Origin of the sequence: Bartonella sp. AP57NXGY (genome assembly GCF_042195805.1) — a bacterium.
Classification (GTDB): domain Bacteria; phylum Pseudomonadota; class Alphaproteobacteria; order Rhizobiales; family Rhizobiaceae; genus Bartonella.
Genome location: NZ_JBHIOZ010000294.1, coordinates 1 through 1,338, shown reverse-complemented (window position 1 = coordinate 1,338; position 1,338 = coordinate 1). Strand labels below are relative to the sequence as shown.

Here is a 1,338-nt window from a genome sequence, read left to right as displayed (position 1 = left end):
CGATTATCATATCCCCATCGCAAATTAACAGGAGCCGAATTATCAGGGACAAGACGTCGATAAGAATTCACATAAGGTGCAAGCATCACAAGTACCCCTGGCATATGTTTTTGCAATCCACCAATAAAATGGCGAAAACAGATACTTTCTTCACCATTTTCCTGTGTAAAAATATTCATACCGGTTTTCTTATCAACAACCGATTGGTGAATATGCATAGCAGAACCCGGCTGCCCTTGAATGGGTTTTGCCATAAAAGTTGCATACATATTATGTTTTAGTGCTGCTTCACGAATTGTTCGTTTAAACATAAAAACTTGATCCGCTAACTCAATAGGATCACCATGACGTAAATTAATTTCAAACTGACCTGCTCCTTCTTCATGAATGAGGGTATCAATTTCCAATCCTTGTGCCTCTGAAAATTGATAAATATCATCTATCAAATCATCAAATTCATTAACACCAGCAATGGAATACCCCTGTCCACCACCAATTGAACGCCCAGAACGACCAACCGGTGGAACTAACGGATAATCAGGATCGGGATTTTTTTGTACCAAATAAAACTCAATTTCTGGTGAAACAACAGGGCTTAAACCCATTTTTGTGTAAAAGTGAACCACCGTTCGTAAAACATTGCGTGGTGTGTAATCTACAACCTGACCATTTTGATACACAAGATCACAAATCACCTGTGCCGTAGGAGCATCTTCCCATGGAACAATGCTTAACGTAGAAAGATCAGGCTCAAGGCGTAAATCACCATCTGCTTTAGGATATTCAAAACCATGACCATCTTCCGGATAATCCCCTGAAATTGTTGCCATAAAAACTGCTGAAGGCAATGCCAATGATGTTTCCGATGTAAATTTTTTAGAAAGCATCATCTTGCCCCGTGGTACCCCTGCTTGATCAGGCGTAATACATTCAATATCCTCTACCTTACGGAAAGCAAGCCATTGTGAAACTTGTTCCCAATTGTGCACACCACGTAAACTTTTGAGAAAACGAGAAACAGGTTTAAAATTCTTACTTTTCGTTTGTTTACCATTTTTTACATCCATAACATACCAACTTTAAAAACAATCAAGTCCTATTCTTATTGTATCAGCCCATGCATAAACGACACGAAAAAAATTTATCAACTGATATTTTGAATAATACTATAAGATCCATCAAGGTAAAAGAACTTTACGCTCAACAAGCTATCCTATCACCATAGTGAAAAAATTGATATTGCACGCGATACATCGGTGCGAACCTTCTCCTTATATAAAACAGCGAGAAATACCATATTGTACGTAACCTAATTCCGATTCAAATAATCATATATAA

General features: G+C 37.7%; 1 protein-coding gene. It reads right to left on the bottom strand.

The window, feature by feature from the left end:
• On the bottom strand, positions 1-1,067 hold a 1,067-nt coding region (locus ACFIL8_RS10400), incomplete at its 3' end, for a glutamine synthetase family protein (protein ID WP_375689707.1).
• Positions 1,068-1,338: the final 271 nt, after the last annotated feature.